Annotated in this window: 11 protein-coding genes; 2 read left to right on the top strand and 9 right to left on the bottom strand. The window is 51.7% G+C overall.

What is annotated here, in order from left to right:
* Window positions 1–2 precede the first annotated feature (2 nt).
* Window positions 3–149 (top strand): hypothetical protein, encoded by a 147-nt coding sequence (locus AB2U10_RS10085; protein ID WP_367913971.1) that lies wholly within the window; start codon window positions 3–5, stop codon window positions 147–149.
* 294 nt (window positions 150–443) lie between these two features.
* Here the strand turns inward: AB2U10_RS10085 and AB2U10_RS10090 are convergent, their stop codons facing one another.
* The 7 genes from AB2U10_RS10090 to AB2U10_RS10120 all read right to left on the bottom strand — a co-directional run bounded on the left by AB2U10_RS10090 (window position 444) and on the right by AB2U10_RS10120 (window position 12,303).
* Window positions 444–1,172, bottom strand: a complete 729-nt coding sequence (locus AB2U10_RS10090) for a DUF4450 domain-containing protein (protein WP_367913972.1) — start codon at window positions 1,170–1,172, stop codon at window positions 444–446.
* Complete coding sequence (locus AB2U10_RS10095; RefSeq protein ID WP_367913973.1) at window positions 1,169–2,389, bottom strand: glycoside hydrolase family 88/105 protein; 1,221 nt, start codon at window positions 2,387–2,389, stop codon at window positions 1,169–1,171. The genes AB2U10_RS10090 and AB2U10_RS10095 overlap by 4 nt, the downstream gene beginning before the upstream one ends.
* A 10-nt stretch (window positions 2,390–2,399) precedes the next feature.
* Window positions 2,400–2,714 (bottom strand): L-rhamnose mutarotase, encoded by a 315-nt coding sequence (gene rhaM, locus AB2U10_RS10100; RefSeq protein WP_367913974.1) that lies wholly within the window; start codon window positions 2,712–2,714, stop codon window positions 2,400–2,402.
* A 100-nt stretch (window positions 2,715–2,814) separates the two neighbouring features.
* Window positions 2,815–4,929: a glycoside hydrolase family 88 protein gene (locus AB2U10_RS10105; RefSeq protein WP_367913975.1), complete on the bottom strand. Its 2,115-nt coding sequence runs from the start codon at window positions 4,927–4,929 to the stop codon at window positions 2,815–2,817.
* Window positions 4,930–5,005: 76 nt separating this feature from the next.
* Window positions 5,006–7,075 (bottom strand): rhamnogalacturonan lyase, encoded by a 2,070-nt coding sequence (locus tag AB2U10_RS10110; RefSeq protein WP_367913976.1) that lies wholly within the window; start codon window positions 7,073–7,075, stop codon window positions 5,006–5,008.
* A 149-nt stretch (window positions 7,076–7,224) separates the two neighbouring features.
* The gene (locus AB2U10_RS10115; RefSeq protein ID WP_367913977.1) at window positions 7,225–9,222 is read right to left on the bottom strand and encodes a RagB/SusD family nutrient uptake outer membrane protein; all 1,998 of its coding nucleotides are present in this window, start codon (window positions 9,220–9,222) and stop codon (window positions 7,225–7,227) included.
* A gap of 12 nt (window positions 9,223–9,234) precedes the next feature.
* A complete protein-coding gene (locus AB2U10_RS10120; RefSeq protein WP_367913978.1) occupies window positions 9,235–12,303 on the bottom strand; it encodes a SusC/RagA family TonB-linked outer membrane protein in 3,069 nt (1,022 codons plus the stop codon).
* Window positions 12,304–12,630: 327 nt separating this feature from the next.
* On the opposite strand from AB2U10_RS10120, the gene AB2U10_RS10125 reads away from it, so the two are divergent.
* Window positions 12,631–16,698, top strand: coding sequence for a two-component regulator propeller domain-containing protein (locus AB2U10_RS10125; RefSeq protein ID WP_367913979.1), 4,068 nt, complete (start codon window positions 12,631–12,633; stop codon window positions 16,696–16,698).
* Here AB2U10_RS10125 and AB2U10_RS10130 read toward each other — a convergent pair.
* Together AB2U10_RS10130 and AB2U10_RS10135 are read right to left on the bottom strand one after the other, a co-directional pair.
* The gene (locus AB2U10_RS10130; protein ID WP_367913980.1) at window positions 16,693–16,995 is read right to left on the bottom strand and encodes a helix-turn-helix domain-containing protein; all 303 of its coding nucleotides are present in this window, start codon (window positions 16,993–16,995) and stop codon (window positions 16,693–16,695) included. The genes AB2U10_RS10125 and AB2U10_RS10130 overlap by 6 nt on opposite strands.
* Window positions 16,979–17,317 carry a type II toxin-antitoxin system RelE/ParE family toxin gene (locus tag AB2U10_RS10135; RefSeq protein ID WP_367913981.1) on the bottom strand — a complete coding sequence of 113 codons (339 nt, stop codon included), beginning with the start codon at window positions 17,315–17,317 and terminating at the stop codon, window positions 16,979–16,981. Before AB2U10_RS10135 ends, AB2U10_RS10130 begins: the two co-directional genes overlap by 17 nt.
* Window positions 17,318–17,388: the final 71 nt, after the last annotated feature.

Genomic DNA, 17,388 nt, shown 5'->3' on the forward strand with positions numbered 1-17,388 from the left:
TAATGAAAGCTACATTCACATTACATGTAAATGAAATAGATCATAATCTCCTTGAAGCAATAAAAAGGCTCTTCAAAAACAAAACAATTACAATTACTGTAGAAGACATTTTGGAAGATAAAGCTACACTTAATCCAAAAGAGTCATAGAAAAATGCCACCATTATACAATACCTGAATTATATTGAAAAGAACTTTTTTGATTAATTATTTTGTCTTTCAGACAGACTTAACTTTTTTTCAAAAAAAGTAAGCGGTAGCGGCCGACCGTAAAAAACATTCACAAAATAATGTCCTCCTGAAAAATTTGATTACCAGCACAGTACCACAAAACAATCGCTTTGTAAATCAAATTTTACAGACGGACTATTTTGTGAGATAAGGTACATTCTATTTATTTCTCTTACGTGACTATAATATTTTCAAACAAATAATTCACTTTTCTTACCTCTGCGCTTTCGCTTCCGCAAAAACTTCCGGCAGCATAAAATAATTATAATCAGCCGCGGCGTTTTGCCGGTAAATACAAAAATACTGTTCCTTTTCCAGCAACAAAACGGCAGCCAGAGACGGGGCATCGGTCTTTTTGCCTGACTCAAAAAAGGCCAGCGGCGTATCCTGGCGGAAGGCATCAGAAAGCCGGATCACTGACGCGGGCGGCATCACGCCCTGGATGACTTTCAGCTTCATGCTTTCGCCGTAGTAGGCGGTAAATGCCGTGCCTTCCACACTGAAGACATTGTACTTGCAGTATTCGGGAAGCAATTCGGGCTTTGACCCTGTTTTTCCCGACGCGCCACCATACGCCCAGAAGAGCTGCGTTCCGGCCGGGAAGTCCCGGGCCGTGACCTGTATAACCAGGCCGTCGGTAACCCGCAGGGAAACGGCTTCTATCACGAGCTCTCCGGACGTCTCTCCCTGTAGGATATATTTTATGCTTCGCCGGTCAGCCGTGACTTTTGTTCCGGCAAAATCTTTCAGCCATTTCGATTTTCCCCCCTGAATAATACCGAACTCCAGGCTCCCGGCCATTTCGGGTAACAAAAAGCTAAAGCCGGGATGCGATGCTGCCACGATCTGCGATGTACTGTTTTTAGCTTTCAGTATCACCGGGGCGTTTTGTGCACGGGCGCTGAAAACGCAGAAGATCATGATGATGACCAGCTCCCTCATTTTTTCTTCAGCTTCATGATCTCTATACCGGCTTCAATGATCAGCCCGAGGCCGTGCTTTTCATTTTCACCCACGGGCCGGTTGTAATAAAACGGCAGGTCATCGGAAATGCCTGTTCCCACACATACGTTTCTAAAATGCCCTTCTTCGGTGATCTGGGTCTTTTTCAGCGCTTCCCACCCGGTGATGGCGATCGACCGGTATTTCGGGTCCAGCCAGCCGTGGTTAATGCCTTTGGCCACTCCGTATACATACATGGCGGTGATGGACGATTCGTCGTACGATTCCGGCTTGTCCAGGAGCTGGTTCCACATGCCGTTTGCATTCTGGTAGCGGGAAGCCCCCACGATCTGCCTGTCGAGCCAGCTGAGTAGCTCTCCCCTTTGCGGATGATCCTCCGGCAGCACTTCCAGCAGCATGCAAAGCGAAACGGTGATCCAGCCGTTGGCCCGGCCCCAACAGGCCACGCCGTTTCGCTTAAGATCGGTGTAGTAGCAATGATAGAACAGCTGCTTTTCATCATCCCACAGGTAGTGGGCAATTTGAATGATCTGCCGGGCAGCCTCGTCAAAGTATTGTTTTTCTTTTGTCAGTTTCCCCATCTGGGAAAGGAAAGAAACGCTCATGTATACGTCATCGGCCCATACGGTCATTTCACGGGGAAAAGTACGGCTTAGCGTGCCGTCGGCCAAACGTACCTGGCCCTTCATGATATGTTGGGCTGCCTTGTCGATATAGGTTTTATATTCCGGCTTCTGATCCCGTTGGTAAACGTTTACTACGGCTGCTCCCATGGCCCCGCAGTCGTCCAGTTCCTTAAAATTCCAGAGCTGCCCGAACGGCCAGTACCAGTGCTTACGGTCGTTCCGGAACGTATTTTTGAAATAGGCGTAATTATCAAACCCGAATTTCACGTGGTTCATGGCGTAGTTCGTATACCGCGTATCCCCGAGGTATTCTCCCAGGCGCAGCATGCTCATGTCCAGCACCCCGTTAGAGTAATGCCATTCGGCCAGCGGACTGGCAAATTTCACGTCTTCACCCTTTGGAATCTCCCGGGTCGAGTTATAGATTTTACCAGTGGTAACACCTGTAAACTGCGTAACGGGCTGTTTGAGTATATTGTCTGCCACGGCACGGATGGCGGCCTCATCGGTTTGCTGCCAGGCAGACGCTATGAAAGGCAGAAAAGTGAAAAGGAGGGCAAATATTCTCATCAGACGGTATTTAATCCATGTGAAAAACTTCCTGCAATGTGATCGATACCGGCGAGTTATCCGGATTAGTTTCCATGATATCGGCCATGTAGGCCCACCATTTCTGAACAATAGCCGTGCTGCCCAGGTCCTGGGAGCCATCCGCACCGGTATTTTCCTGGTAGGCAAATAAGGTGTTGGTTTCTTTATCCCAGAAAATGCTGTAGTTGGCCACGCCTGCTTCTTTCAGCAGGGCCTGAAGCTCCGGCCAGATCTCGTTATGTCTTTTCTCATACTCGGCCTCAAAACCGGGTTTGAGGAACATTTTGAAGGACTGTCTTTTCATATGTATAAAAGCTTTCAGCCTTCAGCAATCAGCTGTCAGCCCTGTGGCGGACTGCTCATGTTCATCACCTGACTGAGTGCTGACAGCTGATTGCTTAAAGCTATTTCAAATATTTATTCAGCGAATTCCCTTTCAGCGACCGGATCCCTTCTACCACCGCTTCCGCATTTAGTACCGCGCCTTCGCGGTTGGTATGGGCCGCATCAAAGAACAGGGATTTCCCTTTGCTTTCGCCCAAGGCTTCCGTTTTCCTGGCCGCCAGATCATTCAGGTCAATATACGGTACTTTTTCCTGATCGGCTACTTCTTTCGCCCATTTGGCATATGTTTCGTTCATCCGCTCCATCTTACCGTCTTTCCAGATGTTCCGCGGGGTAGGTGAAAGCACCACCGGATAAACCCCTTTGGCTTTGGCCTGGCGGATATAGGTTCTCAGGTAATGCCCGAAGGTAAACACCTCTTCCGGTCCGCCTGTACCGGCCATAATCACCGTTTCCGATTCTTCCCCTGTGCCTTTCAGCGAGGCCCGGGCCCGGCCGGTGTTCATCGGACCGCCATCGTTATGCCCGAACTGGATCAGCAGGTAATCGCCTTTCCGGATCTCGTTATAGACGTTTTCCCACAGGCCTTCTGTGATAAAGGTGCGACTGCTCCGCCCGCCCAACGCATGATTTTCTACGGTGGTTTTATCGGTCTGGAAGTAGTTTTCAAAGAAGCTGCCCCAGCCCCACTGGCCGTTATCGCCCTCACCTGTTCCGTTCTTAACGGTGGAATCACCGATCAGGAAAACCACCGGGTTTTTACCTTTGCGGGAGCTGCCGGGAGGCGTATCGTTTTTACGGGTGCTGACACTGAAAATGGGCGAAGGGTAGGTCTGTTCCTGCCGGTAAAACTGGACGGCCGAGTCATTCAGACGCGGATGGAAATTTTTCAGCAGGGTGATCACCTCTGCGCCTGCCAGCAGCACCGGGCCGTAGCCGTGGGCCGCGTATACATTCACCGGACGATAGTAGTAAAACGCCGGGTCAAAGCCCATGCCTGTACCCACGCAGGTGCCTTCTACCTGGCCTTTGTTGTTGATCTTTGTAGCTACCGCATTCCAGCCGTAATAGGCCACCGGGCCATAGGCAACGGGGTCCAGCCAGCCTTTGTTGACGCCCCGGGCGATACAGTAGGTATAGATGGCCGTAGCCGATGTTTCGAGGTAGGAATCGTTCCGGTCCAGCAGCTGGTGCCAGAGGCCTTCTTTCGACTGATACTGCACCAGGCCTTTAACATGCGCTTTGTACTGGTTCAGCACATACTCGCGGTCAGGGTGGCCTGCCGGTAAAACATCCAGCACCTCGGTCATGGTGAGCAGTGCCCAGCCGTTAGCCCGTCCCCAGAAAAAGGCCGGATGCTGATCCGAAGATTCCACCCAGCCGTGCATGTAAAGCCCTTTTTCTTTCACAAACATCCGCTCGGTAAACTGCCGGATCTGCCGGGTAGCTTCGTTAAAGTATCGGGCTTCGCCGGTGAGCTTCCCCATCTGCACAATGGCCGGAACTGCCATGTACATATCGTCGAGCCATAGCGTGTTCAGCTGGGGCCGCTTGCGGGCAAAGGTGCCGTCACTTAGGCGGTATTCTTTGTACATGATGTAGTTCATGTAGTGGTCTATCACACTTCTCAGATTAAAACCGGGCTTGCTTTGCTCAAATTTGATCATAGCCGTACACATGGCCCCGGCATCGTCAAGGGCGTGCGGCTTCAGCATCTGCCGCATCTGCGGGTCAATCACCCCGTATTCATTCAACTGCTCTATGAAATGGGGCTTGGCCTCCGCCAGGAATTTAAAGCGGTCATTGACGTATTTAAAGTAGCGGTCATCACCGGTCACTTTTGCCGCTTCCAGCATGCCGGAATAGGTCACGCCCCACTCGTAGCTGGCCAGCCGGAACGAGCCCTGCTGCAGGCGGGTGTTTTCATCCATACCGGAGTAATCTTTCAGCTCCTTACCGGTAGACGAATCGATCACCTTGGCCGGCGTGGATTCGTCCAGGAACTTCAGCACCTTGTCGAGTGAAGTTTTGACCTTTTCGGGGCTCAGCTCCCCGTAGGGCGTGTCATAATCCGGTTGTAAAAGGTGAAGCGGCGTGGTAAAATCATTTACCTGGGCCCGGGTGCAGTTCAGGCTCAGCAATAGTGCAGCGGCTAAATAATGTCTTTTTTTCATTTCTGTAATTTTTAGCTGTGAGCTATAAGTCCTGAGCGATGAGCTTTTCACTCAGGGCTCACCGCTCACTGCTCCTTCACGGTTTGAGTGTGATATATATATGATCTTTGAATTTGTACCCGCGGAAGGCCAGCGTCAGTTCCACTCTTGTCTTTTTCCCTGCCGGAATATCCGCTGTGGTAAGGGTACGGGTACGTTCCGTTCCTCCTACTGACCACCGGTAGGCATCGGCCGGCATACCTGCATCCAGCGTTACGGATGTCCCGTTAATTACTACCTCTTTTTCGGGGAAGATATGCTCCAGGTCGGTTCCGAAATAAAAGCCGGGCTGGGTGGGCTGGTTATAGGCTACATTCTGAGTGGCCATGCTGATGCGGTACACCGGGTCTTCGATAAAGCTATGAAAGCGGTAGCGCGTAGGGTAAGGCGAAACATAGAGCCGGAGGTTTTTATTGTCTTCCGTGCGTAGCAGAATCTCTTCCCGCCAGTCGCCCAGCAGGTCACCCTGGATGGCCGGGGTGGCTTTGGTTCCGTTATTGGAAGCCGCCCCTTCTGCCCTGAAAAGCAGTTTTATGCTCTGGCTTTCGGGGTCGTATTTGGTCACCCGGTTCTTATCCAGCAGCTCGCGCGAAAGATCGCCGTCCCACCAGACTCCCATATTCACCGAAAGCACCTCCGCCAGGCTGTCGGTAGGACTGGCCTGCACGCTCACCTTGTCGGTAGTGATCTCTCCTTTGATGTTCCGGATTCCGCCGGAGTCCCACGACCACATCTCCACTCCCCGGTGGGTGGGGTCAATGTCGGCAGCCATAGCCCGGCCCACATCGATTTTGGATTTCACCTGGAACAGGATCTCGCCGGTAGCCGCATCGCGGAAGGTGGAGCCGTCTTTCTTATTTTCGTGCACATCCCACACCTGAAGGCCTTTCCGGGAAGGGTCAAAGATAGTCATGTGAATGGCATCGCCATGGCCCAGGCCGGTGCTATAGAGGCCGGTGCCGTCGTCATCAATGGCACAGGAACCGTAGATGATCTCATCTTTCCCGTCACCGTCCACATCCCCTACCCGCAGGTTATGGTTTCCCTGGCCGCGGTAGGATTCGTTGCCCGGCGTATCGCTGTCAAAAATCCAGCGCTGCGTAAGCTTCCCGTCTTTCCAGTCAAAGGCCGCCAGTACGGTACGGGTATAGTAGCCCCGGCACATGACCACGCTGGGATTCACCCCGTCAAGGTAAGCAATGGCGCCCAGGAAGCGATCCACGCGGTTGCCGTAATTGTCGCCCCAGGCCTGCCAGTCGCCGCGCGGTGGCACATAATCCACGGTCTGGAGCGCCTCTCCCGTTTTACCGCTGAATACCGTGAGAAATTCCGGTCCTTCAATAATATAGCCGTTTTCATTCCGGTAGTCGGCTTTCGGATCGCCGATCACCTTGCCTTTGGCATCCACGGTGCCGTCAGCTGTTTTCACTACCATTTCCGCTATTCCGTCATTGTCCAGGTCATATACCATGAACTGGGTGTAGTGGGCTCCGGCGCGGATATTCCGCCCCAGGTCTACCCGCCACAACCGGGTACCATCCAGCTTAATGCAGTCAATGAACACATTTCCGGTATATCCTTTATGCGAGTTATCGTGGGCATTAGAAGGGTCCCATTTCAGGAAGATCTCGTATTCACCGTCTCCGTCCACATCCCCGATGCTCGCATCATTCGGTGAATAGGTGTAGGCTTCGCCGGAAGGCGATACTCCGCCCTGCGGCACGTCTAAGGGGATATTGATGTATCCTACCGGGGCGTTAGCCGGAAGCGTATACGATTGTAAGGTTTCTTCCTTCCCTTTTACCACACTTTTAACGGTGTAAGTCAGGGCTTTGTCCGATGAAATTTTATCCTCAAAGAAAGTTGCCCCGGCCAGGGGTGCCTTGTTGATCTTCTTCCCGTCGCGGTAAAGATTGAACGTTATATCCTGCGGATCAGCAGAAAGGTAACGCCAGGTGATGACGTTTACCGCCGGGTCTTTTCTGATCACTACCAGCCCTCTGCCCGGCTTTTCTCTTTTCAGGCGGGTGTAGTCATAGGCGGTTTGCGCCCCAAGCTCTGAGCATACGCACAATAGCCATAAAATGAAAATTATATTTCTCATCATTGGTTTTAAAAGAAAGAGAATATTTTGTGTTGCATTTCCCTTGTGTACTTTGTGCTATATCTTTTTTCACAAAGAACACAAAGTATATTGCACAAAGTACACAAAGGAATTAATGGGTTTGAGCCTCAGCCTCTCTCGAGCCCCCATGATTACCACCCGGGGTTCTGCATTCCCTGCTTTTGTTCACTGGTCAATGCCTTGCCTCCACTGGTTACAGCGTCCAGGAACGACTGCGGGATAGGACGAAAATAATGCTTTCCGGCATTAAATGCAGAACCGGTGATCACCGAACCGTCATTAAATGTTTTAAACCGTTTTTCCAGCTGCTTCGTCCGGGCCAGGTCAGGCCAGCGCATCAGCTCACCCATAAGCTCTCTTGAACGCTCATTCATGATGAACACCAGGAATTTGTCGGCATCTGAAGCAGCCCCGAGTACATCGTAGAATTCTTTTGAGGAACTCAGGATTTCATTGACCGAAGCAAACTGCAGGTTGGTTTTGGTGGCCGCAGTAGTTACTGCCATATCGTTATTCGATTCATAGTAGGTATTGGTTTCCGAATAGGCGGCAAAGGCATTCCCGCTGCCGCTGCCGGCCGGGTTGGTCTTGTACGCCTGCCCGCCGTCGATGTTGACACTGCGGTCTTCTCCCTGTGCATAGCCGGCTCTTTCACGAAGCTTGTTAATGTAAGGAAGCGCTTCTGCGTATTTGCCCTGTCTTCCCAGCGCTTCGGCTACGATCAGGTAGTCTTCGGCTGAACGCGCCAGGATACCGTCGCGGGTGCCAAACTGGTCGGCTACCGTTGTCCGTGAGCCGTCCCTGAATTTACTCAGGGCCACATAGCGGCTCTTGTTGGCATAGGTACCGCTGTTTCCATGTTCGCCGATATACTTTTGGGTTTCTCCCTTGAAGTACCTGACAAACATGTGCGGTGCACGGTAATTCAGGTTTGCTGAAGTATACCGGTCGTCTCCCGCACTGTTCACAATATACCGGATCCCCTCTTCTCCCCCGACAAATTTAAAGTCGGCAGCAGTTTTCCCGGCCGGTGCGTACTCGCCCCACTTAGGTGCGGCACCGGGGTTATTGCAACGGTAGGACGTAATAAAGCTTTTCCAGAAACGGGAATCGTTCACCCGGTCATATACGTCCAGCGCGTATTCGGTAGTTCTCAGGCGTGAGAATTCCCGGTCGCCGGAGATATCCCTTTTCAGGCCCGCCATGTTCTGGTAAACAGAGGGGTAGTAGAGATGTACCTGGTTTCCGTAACGGCCCCGGGATGGGACATCGTTAGAAAACTGGGCGGCCAGAACCACTTCCGTAGACCGCTCGTTTGCCCCGTTGGGTGTAGTAAAGTTCCACAGGTCTGAAAAGTTAGCGGCTAACGGGTGCGCCCCGATCACCTCATTGGCATATTTCACGGCATTTTCCAGATCCTGGGTTTTGGTGGCCCCGTTCCAGTCACTGTACAGCTCACTGGCCCGGAACAGCGAAGCCTTGGCCAGGAAGTGGGCTGCGGCCCATTTGGTCAGCCGGCCGCGCTCTGTAACTGTAGCGGGAAGCAGGTCATAGGCTTTTTTCAAATCGTTAATGACCAGCTCATAGGTTTCCTGGATGGAGTTCCGCGCGAAGTCGGTAGAGGCTCCTACTACCGGTTCGGTGATCAGCGGCACCCCGCCGAACTGCTGAACCAGCCGGAAGTAGTTGAATCCCCGCATAAAATAGCCCTCACCCAGACGGGTATTGTAGCTGGCATTGCTTTCTCCATAATACAGAGGCACATTTTGTATGAGGGTATTTGCAGAGGAAATTCCCGAGTACATGTTATCCCATAGCGAGCCCATGCCGTCACCGCGGGCCGGGTCAAAAGCCGATGTATAGCTGTTATAGGGCTCCTGGATACCGTCATTGGCTACCGCCATTTCATCGGTTCCGTACTGCCATAACGTATAGGACCACTCGTAGTTAAAGTGAAATTCCAGGTTCCGGTAAACTCCCACCGACAGCTTATCCAAACCGTCTTTGGTTTTAAACGACTCGGTACTTACTGACGTGATCAGCTCCTCGTCCAGGAACTCCGGCTTGCAGGATGAAACGAAGGTTAAAGCCGTCATTCCCAAGCCAAGATATATATGTTTCAGTTTCATAAAAGTAAATTTTTAAAATCCTAAGTTAACACCAAACACAAAGCTCCTGTTGAATGTAGAGCCGCCCAGATCCGGATCTATGAAATCTATTTTTGAGTATACCAGGCCCGGGTTCATGCACTGAACATACAGCTTAGCGTTCTGAACTTTCAGCACTTTCAACTGACCCGGCCGGAAGTTATAGCCCAGCGACACGTTACGCAGCTTGATAAAGGAACCGTCCCTATAACCCTGTGCGCCCTTGAACGTGTCTCCGTTCTCACCGCCCACACCCGGTGCATAGTATTCCGCATCTTCGTTCACGCCTTCTATCCAGTAATCCAGCTTACGCATAGCAAAACGGCCTGAAAGCGTTTCTGAGCCTGTTCTCATGGTAAACCCGAATCTTCCGTACAGGAAAGCCGACAGCTCCCAGTTTTTATAGTTCAGGGTATTCAGGAAACCGCCTGACCAGTCGGGGCGCGACTTGCCTACTATGGCCCTGTCGTTATTGGCATCAATCACACCGTCTCCGTTCAGGTCTTTTACTTTGATCATCCCCGGTTCACGACCGTATTTGGCCGCTGCGTCTTTTTCGCTGGTTTTCCAGACGCCGTCATATACGTAATCATAGTACGAACCGATAGGCCGCCCCACAAACCAGCCGTTGGCGATGTCTTCAATCTTGCCGTCGGCCAGTTCCACAATCTTGCTGCGGTCAGCCGAGTACGTCAGGGTGGAAGCCCAGCGGAAATCTTTGGTCTTGACGTTTACGGTATTCAGGGAGATGTCGATCCCCTTGTTATCAGTTTTACCGATGTTATCCCAGGTTCTCAGGTAACCTGTAAGCGCCGGCAGCGCTTTTTCCATCAGCAGGTCGCTGGTTTTTGATTTGTATAGGTCAATGGTTCCGTCGATACGGCCTTTCAGGATAGCAAAGTCAATCCCCAGGTTATATTGCGCCGTTTTCTCCCAGCCCAAAGCTGTATTAGCCATTACTACGGGCGATGCCGCCGAAGGGTCAGAGGCTACCATACCCGGTGCCACAATTTCACCCCAGTGATAGAAATTATTGGAGACGGCCCCTTTGGTTCCGTAAGCGCCTATCCCCGCATTACCCGTTACCCCTACACCCAGGCGCAGCTTTAATTGGGTCACCCAGTTCACCTCTTTCAGGAAGCTCTCCTGGTCTACACGCCAGGCCAGTGCGGCCGACGGGAAGAAATCCCATTTGTAGCCTTCCGCCAGCTGAGAGGCGCCGTCCCACCGCCCGGAAACGGTCAGCAGGTATTTTTCGTCGAAACCGTAGTTTACCCGCGCCATGTACGAGGTCAGCTGGGTCTCGGTCAGGTAAGACCCGTAGCCTTGTATGCTGGCCAGAGAGCCTACGTTATACCATAGCTCATCAGCCGTGTTCACAAAAGAACGGATATTGCTTCCTTCCGATTTATAGGCAGAAGCACTCTGCAACAAGGTCACTCCCAGTGAGTTCTTTCCTATGTTTTTATTATAGTAGATCAGGTTATCCAGCGTCCAGGAGTTCCGTAGATCCGTGTTGTATTGCACCAGGTTATTACCGTCACCGTTAATGGAGGCTGCCTGATCCGCTATACCGTTACGGTTATACCGGAAGTCGGGCCCGAACTGGAAACGGTATTTCAGGCCGTCAAGGAAACCGAAGATCTTACCGAAGTTCACTTCGGAATACAGGCTGGCCATGGTGCGCACGTTGATCCGCTGGTTGCGGCTGTAATCCACCTCGCGAATGGGGTTAATGATGTTCACGTCACCACCGGGATTCCGGATATATTCTCCGTCCGGCGTATAGGGAACGGTCCAGGGCAGCATTCCCTGCAGGGCGAAGTAGAGGTTGGAAGCACCGGTTGTGCTCTTCCGGAAGTTATAGCCGTACTCCTGGTCTCCCCAGGTCACATTGATGTTTCCGCCCAGCTTCAGCCAGGAGGTGGCGCTGAAGTCGGCGCTGAATTTCCCGGTGTAGCGTTTGTATCCCTGGCCGGGCTGGGTACCCTGCTGGTCCATATACCCGAAAGAGCCATACGACTGCAGCTTCTCCGTGCCGCCACTGGCGCTCAGCGTATGAATCTGGGTGAGCGCAGTTTGCAGACCGGCATCTGTCCAGTTATAGGTTGGAACCCGGCTGCCGTCCCAGCTGCCGCCCTGCCAGCCCTGCTCAATCTGGGCAAAGGCATAAGGATCGGTACCGTATACTTTCCGGTCGTTTTCAAGCGAAATAACTTTCGAGCCGTTATAGGTACCTGCTTTTATTTTAGCGGCACGGCTGTAATCGAGCCACTCGGCAGAATTCATCATTTCCATCCGGTCGTGCATGCTTTCTGAAGAGAATGTGCCCGAATAGTTCACCGACATCTTTCCGCTCTTTCCTCTTTTGGTGGTCACAAGAATGACCCCGTTGGCCCCGCGTGATCCGAAGATAGCCGTAGACGATGCATCTTTCAATACTTCGATCGATTCGATATCGCCGGGATTCAGGTTTTCAATGCCTGTTCCCTGGAGCGGAATTCCGTCTACCACGTAGAGAGGGGCATTCGTAGCGGTCAGTGACCTTTCTCCCCTGATCCGGATAGATCCGATCTCACCCGGCCGTTCATTGGAAGTAATGTCTACCCCGGCCGTTTTGCCCTGCATGGCCTGCAAGGCATTCTGCACCGGCATGGCCTCCATCTCCTTCTGGCCTATTTTGGCAATGGCACCGGTTACATCGCTTTTCTTTACCACACCGTAACCTACCACTACCACTTCTTCCAACGCCTGGATGTCTTCTTCCAGCGATATGTTAATGACGGTTTGGGTACCTGCCGTTATTTCTACCGGCGTGTAGCCCACCTGCCGGAATACCAGAACGGCATTTCTGTCTGCCACCTGGATGCTGTACCGGCCTTCCTGGTCTGTAAGAACGCCGCGGTTGGTTCCTTTCACCGTAACGGATACGCCGGGAATAGCCGTTCCGTCTGAACCCGTAACCTGCCCTTTGATTTCGGTATCAAAAACTCCTGCCAGAGCCGGGATACCACTACTCAGGATCCATAGGAAAATGAGTAATCGTGTAAAACTACTTTTCATACATTTACTTAAGAGTTGAACAATTGACTAATCGATCTGATTAATGGTGTTATGCTTATATCTTATTTAATCAGGATTAAACCCAACACCATTAATCATTGGAATAGTGCAAATTTAGGAGACGTTTTCCACTTGCAGGGGGGTAAAATTCGTCAATCAGGATTGCAAAATTCGTCTCCTCAGGGTATAAAAGCGTTATTAATACACAATTTACCGGCTTTCCGTGCCCGTCCGCCCGTTTTTAGAATGATCTGCTTGTTAGTTTCTGCTTTTTTACCGAATTTTCAGGTTTCAACCTTAACCCATACCTGCCGTTTACAGGGCATCATGACACCAAGAATTGCCATATTTTTCCTGCTCCTGATTTTCTGGACCCCTGGTCATGGCCAGAACATCTTCAAGTTTGAACATATTACGGTCAACGAGGGCTTGTCGCACAGCGATGCCATGGCTGTGGTGCAGGACAAGGACGGCTTTATCTGGGTGGGCACCAATAAGGGGCTGGACCGGTACGACGGCTATACGCTTAAAAACTATCGCCTGCCTTACCGCAATGTCAACGGACAATACACCAACCGGGTGCTCGGGCTTCACCTTTCACCCGATAAAACCCTTTGGGTGGTTCCGGAAACCCAGGGCATATTTTATTACGACCCTGAATCGGATGATTTCAAGAACCTGGCAGACAGAACAACCGACCCGAAAGATGCTGAGGTGCTCCGGAACCTCACGGCCCGGTCGCTCAGCACTTCCCCCAACGGAGACCTGTTTATCGGCACCAGCACCAACGGGCTTTACGCAGTCACTTTTAACCGGGATAATTCCGTGAAGCACATCCAAAAGATTCCCTTCCCGTTTCACGGGGAGAATGCCCTGATCTTTGCCATCACTCCTGACCGGAACGGTCGGGTATGGGTAGGCACGGTAGGCCTCGGCCTCTGGTACCTCACCAAAAGCGAGGCGGGTTATGTACCGCATGCCTTTACTACCTGGGGGGCAACAACCATTCGCGCCATTACCCTCAGCCACGATACCAATATCTGGGTGGCCTCGGAAGAAGAAGTGATCCGGATAGAATCAAAAGACGGGCAGACCTTCCGTTACCTGGATAATCATTTCAGCTACATCACATCCCTGCTCGAAGACTCCTACCGGCGGCTCTGGGTGGGCAGCCGCACCGGCCTGTACCTGATCACCCGCATCCACCCGGGCCCTTTGCGCATCACCTGTACCACAGATCATTTTGCGCCCGACGATTCGAACCCTTCCGGCCTGAACTATCACCTTATTCACAATATGGTGGAAGATAGCTTCAACAATCTCTGGATAGCGGCCTCTGCCGGCGGACTGAACAAAGTAAACCTGCTGCCCAAGCCTTTTTACCGGCTTTCCAAAGAAGTTGGCGGACTGCCCAACGACTACACGAACACCATCTGCCGCGATAAGGACGAGGAGGTGATGTGGATAGGTACCCGCAGCGGCTTTGCCCGGTATTCTATCTCTACCGGGAAGGTGACAAAATTCCTGGATGAAAAAAACCTCCGCAATGCCCCCGGCATCGATGTTACTTCTATTTATGACGCAGGAAACGGCATACTATGGGTAGCCACCCGCGTTCATGGCATTTATCTGCTGAACAAAAAAACACAGCAGCTTGCCCGCTTACCGGAAATACCCGGACAAAAAGAATGGAAGCTTGCCGAGCCCATCGCCATCACCGCTGACCAACGCGGGAATATCTGGGTAGCCTGTTTTTATGACGGTCTGCATATTTACAATAAGGAAGGGAGGCTTCTCCACTCGTTCAGCAAAGCCGGCGGCTCCCTGCTTTCCGGCAAGCTGACCTTCCTGCTCAACGAGCCGGAACAGCAGGCCATGTGGCTGAGTACCCGCGACGCCGGCCTTTTCCTCCTGAAGCTGCAGGGCGACAAGCTGGTGGTGGAGAAACGTTTCTCTTTCCATCCGCAGGGACTCAAAACCGATTATATCTGGCCCCTGACCAAAAGCCGGAACGGAGATTTGTGGGTGGGTACCATCGGCGGCGGACTGCACCGGATAGACGGGAAAAGCCTGCGGGTGGAACGTTACGACCGCTGGCTTCCCGAAACCGATGTGGAGTCTATCCTGGAAGACGATAACGGCGACCTGTGGATCGGCGGGAACGGCCTGTACCGCCTTGATCCGGCCCATAAAACCTACCTGCATTTTGATGTGGCTGACGGCCTGCAAAGCAATTCGTTCAAGGTAGCTTCAGCCGCCCGTGGTAACGGGGGCATTCTTTATTTCGGCGGGATCGGCGGGGTAACCTACTTTGATCCCCGGAACGTATCTACCAATCCGCACCCCCCGAAAATGCAGATCACCCAGGTCAGGATACTCAATTACGCCTACTCTCCTACCCATAAAAATGACCCGAGAGCATTGATCTCCGGCCCTTTTTCTCCCGACAATGAGATTACGATAAAAGCCTTTGAAAATGATTTTTCCATCGAGTTTGTAGGGCTGAATTACATTAACCCGGGCAAGCAGCATTACGAGTACAAGCTGGAAGGATACCACAAAAACTGGATCTCGCTGCCGCCGGGCCAGCGCCTGATGGGATTCTCCAACCTGCCGGCCGGTAACTACACTTTCCTGGTGAAAGCCGACAACGGCGACGGTGTCTGGACCCATGAGCCCGCCAGCCTGAAGCTCCGCATTCTGCCGCCCTGGTACCGCACCTGGTGGGCATATTTTATCTACGCTGTGCTGGTAACCTCGGCCGTACTATGGTACAAACGGGTAACCGGTAAGCAACGCGAGCTGAAAAACAAAATTGCCCTGGAACAGGTGGCGAAGGAAAAGGAAAAAGAGCTCGCCGATCTTAAGCTTAACTTCTTCACCAACGTATCGCATGAGCTCCGCACGCCGCTCACGCTGATCATGAGTCCGTCTGAATACCTGATCCAGTCTTCAGAAACGGGCAGTGAAGCCCGCCGGAAGGCCGAGCTGGTGCATAAGCAGGCCCATAAGCTTCTCGACCTGGTCAACCAGCTGATGAATTTCCGGAAGGTAGAAACCGGGAACGTGGCGCTGCAGCTGCAAACGCTGGACATCGTGCCTTTTATCACGGAAATTTTCCTGATCTTTAAAATCAAGGCCGACGAACAAAATATCCGGTATAGCCTCAGCCTGCCCGACTCGCCCGTCTGGGTGAATTTTGACCCGGAAAAACTGGAGATCGTATTGACCAACCTGCTCTCCAATGCTTTCAAATATACCCCGGAAAACGGCAGCATTGAGGTAGAGGCCGACTGTACGGAAGATCCCGCTTCAGGCGGGTATATTACCCTCCGCGTGAAAGATTCCGGAACCGGTATCCACGAAGACGAGCTCAGCCATATTTTTGAGCCGTTTTACCAGGCCTACAAGCACCGGAGCAACCGAACCACCGGAACGGGCATCGGGCTCTCACTGGTACATGAGCTGGTCAAAAAGCACCGGGGAGAAATCAGGGTGGAAAGCGCTCCCGGCCGGGGTTCGGTCTTTACCGTACAGCTGCCGTTCGGAGAAAGGGGTGATTTTCCGGCCGAAAGCCGGGAAGTGGTGGTTCCCGAACCCTCAAAAGAGGTGCACATCCCTGACTCTACCCGGGAGTATAAGCTGCTGGTTGTGGAAGATAATGACGACCTGCGCGATTACCTGGTCAGCCTTTTTCATGGCCATTTTGAGACCCACGCTGCCGCCAATGGCCGCGAAGGGCTGGAGAAGGCAGGGCTCATTCACCCGGATATCATCCTGAGCGATGTCATGATGCCGGTGATGAACGGCCTCGAGTTTTGTGAAAAGATCAAGAACAATCCCCGCACGGCCCATATCCCACTGGTGCTGCTGACGGCCCGGGCCGCTGCTTTGCATGAGCTGGAAGGGCTGGAAACCGGGGCCGATGATTATATTGTCAAGCCCTTCAACCCTAAGATCCTGCATTCCAAAATTCTTTCTCTCCTGAACAACCGTAAAAAAGCGCAGGAGTATTTCCATCGCCAGATCCTGGTAGAGCCCTCCGAAGCGGTTATCCCTGATGCCGACCGGCTGTTCATTCAAAAGAGCATGCAGATCATTGAAGATAACCTGACCAACGAGCATTTCAGCGTACAGATGCTGGTGCGGGAATCAGGCATGAGCCAGTCGGCTTTCTATCGCCGCCTGAAAAACCTCACCGGTCAGTCGGTCATTGAATTTATCAAAGATGTACGTTTGAAGCGGGCCGCCCAGCTCCTCTCCACCAAACAATTCCGCGTGCAGGAAGTGGCCATGATGGTAGGCATGGAAGACCTCAAAAACTTCCGGGCTTCTTTTCAGAAGCTGTTTGGGGTGAGCCCGTCGGAATACGGGCGGAAAGAGGGAGGATTATAAGTGTAGCTTAAGTTTCAGGCTCCCTCCCAGGCCTGTTTGAATAATTTTCATAAGGGTAGAAAGCCGGATATCACTCGCATTGTTTTCAATACGTGAAATATACGATTTATTAGTCCCGCATTTTTCTGCAAGTTCCTGCTGGGTCATCCCCAATTTAAGCCTCGCTTCTTCAAGCAAAACCCCAAGTTGGAATGCTTCAAATTCCTGTTCCCAATGTTCTCTTTTCTCTTCCCCCCGTTGACCATATTTTTTGTCGAGAATCTCGTCAAAGGTGGTGATATTATTTTTCGTTTTCATACTCCTTTTTTATTTTTAATGCCTTTTCAATTTCGCTTCCGGGTGTTTTCTGAGATTTCTTCTGAAAGCCATTGCCTAATACAACTAAACTCCCCCTATCAAAGAATGCGAATATCCTAAAGATATTTCCACTAAACTCAACCCGAACCTCAAAAAGCCCGTCTGTTCCCGTTATGTGGTCAAAATACTTTTTTGGTATTCTATCGATTGTTCTTAAAAGCTGTAAAGTCCATTCAATCTTTCGTTGCACTTCGTCCGGCTGGCCTTCATAAAAATCCAGAAAATACCGTTTGTATGCTATAACCTGTCGTGTGATTTTCATTTTACAAAGTTAACCGATCAGACAACAATATCCAACTTTTTCTTCTATAAAACAAGCAGGTATCGCATCTC

It is taken from the genome of Leadbetterella sp. DM7 (genome assembly GCF_040829825.2).
Lineage (GTDB): Bacteria > Bacteroidota > Bacteroidia > Cytophagales > Spirosomataceae > Leadbetterella.

Bases quoted from the DNA above. Each gene is read 5' to 3' on its own strand.
- AB2U10_RS10125 (WP_367913979.1), top strand. From the start codon at position 12,631: ATGACACCAAGAATTGCCATATTTTTCCTGCTCCTGATTTTCTGGACC.
- AB2U10_RS10085 (WP_367913971.1), top strand. From the start codon at position 3: ATGAAAGCTACATTCACATTACATGTAAATGAAATAGATCATAATCTC.
- AB2U10_RS10115 (WP_367913977.1), bottom strand. From the start codon at position 9,222: ATGAAACTGAAACATATATATCTTGGCTTGGGAATGACGGCTTTAACC.
- AB2U10_RS10130 (WP_367913980.1), bottom strand. From the start codon at position 16,995: ATGAAAACGAAAAATAATATCACCACCTTTGACGAGATTCTCGACAAA.
- AB2U10_RS10110 (WP_367913976.1), bottom strand. From the start codon at position 7,075: ATGATGAGAAATATAATTTTCATTTTATGGCTATTGTGCGTATGCTCA.
- AB2U10_RS10090 (WP_367913972.1), bottom strand. From the start codon at position 1,172: ATGAGGGAGCTGGTCATCATCATGATCTTCTGCGTTTTCAGCGCCCGT.
- AB2U10_RS10135 (WP_367913981.1), bottom strand. From the start codon at position 17,317: ATGAAAATCACACGACAGGTTATAGCATACAAACGGTATTTTCTGGAT.
- rhaM (WP_367913974.1), bottom strand. From the start codon at position 2,714: ATGAAAAGACAGTCCTTCAAAATGTTCCTCAAACCCGGTTTTGAGGCC.
- AB2U10_RS10095 (WP_367913973.1), bottom strand. From the start codon at position 2,389: ATGAGAATATTTGCCCTCCTTTTCACTTTTCTGCCTTTCATAGCGTCT.
- AB2U10_RS10105 (WP_367913975.1), bottom strand. From the start codon at position 4,929: ATGAAAAAAAGACATTATTTAGCCGCTGCACTATTGCTGAGCCTGAAC.
- AB2U10_RS10120 (WP_367913978.1), bottom strand. From the start codon at position 12,303: ATGAAAAGTAGTTTTACACGATTACTCATTTTCCTATGGATCCTGAGT.